Below are 1,022 nucleotides of genomic sequence, written 5' to 3'. Positions count from 1 at the left end.
GTCGGCTGCATGATCGCGCCATCGAGCGGTCCGCCCGCGCGCGGATCGTCGCGCCATGGCCGCGCGCGTCCTCGACGGGCGCGGCGATACGTTGAGCGGCCTTCGCATCCACGAGCGCGCCGAGCTTCGCGCCCGCCGTGGTGGGCGCCATTGCGACTAGCGTGCTCGCCTTCGCGGTGAGCTTGTCGATGAGCGCATCGGCGATGCACCGGTGCGCGATGATGCGCTCCGTCGACATGCAGATCTGCCCCTGGTTGAAGAAGGAGCCGAACGCAAGGGCTTCGACGGCCGCGTCCAGATCAGCGTCGTCGAGCACGATCGCGGGCGCCTTGCCGCCGAGCTCCAGTAGCGCGGGCTTTAGATGCTTCGCCGCATGCATCGCGATGATACGCCCGACGTGCGTGGACCCGGTGAAGTTCACGCGCCGCACCGCGTGGTGCGCGATAAGCCGCTCGACGATCGCGGCTGCGTCCTGCGGCGCATTCGTCACCACATTCACGACGCCATCGCCGAGCCCCGCTTCGTGCAGCACCGTGCCGATCAGGCGGTGCACCGCCGGACACGCTTCCGAGGCCTTGAGCACGACCGTATTGCCGCATGCGAGGGGCATGGCCAGCGCGCGCGTGCCGAGAATGACCGGCGCGTTCCACGGCGCAATGCCGAGCACGACGCCGGATGGCTGCCGCACGGCGAGCGCGAGGTTGCCCGGCAGGTCCGCGGGAATCACGCTGCCGTCGATCTGCGTGGTCATCGCGGCCGCCTCGCGCAGCATGTTCGCCGCGAGATGGACATTGAAGCCGTACCAGTTCGTCATCGCGCCCGTCTCCGCGATGCCCGCCGTGATGAATTCGCCGGTGCGCGCATCCATGAGATCCGCGGCCTTCAGCAGACGCGCGCGCCGCTCGCCGGGCGCGAGCGCCGACCAAGCGGGAAAGGCGCGCGCCGCAGCATCGACGGCGGCGTCGGCGTCTTCGAGCGTCGCGGCCGGCGCGCGCGAGGCCACCGTGCCCGCGATGGGATCG

1 pseudogene is annotated in these 1,022 nt (G+C 70.5%); it reads right to left on the bottom strand.

Annotated elements, in window-relative coordinates:
* Positions 1 to 1,022, bottom strand: a pseudogene (locus P7F28_RS09405) (aldehyde dehydrogenase family protein); the annotation flags it as partial.

It is taken from the genome of Caballeronia sp. BR00000012568055 (genome assembly GCF_029439455.1).
In the GTDB taxonomy this organism is placed as follows: domain Bacteria; phylum Pseudomonadota; class Gammaproteobacteria; order Burkholderiales; family Burkholderiaceae; genus Caballeronia.
The sequence above is the reverse complement of the archived record's forward strand: the minus strand, read 5'-3'. Positions and strand labels throughout refer to the sequence as shown.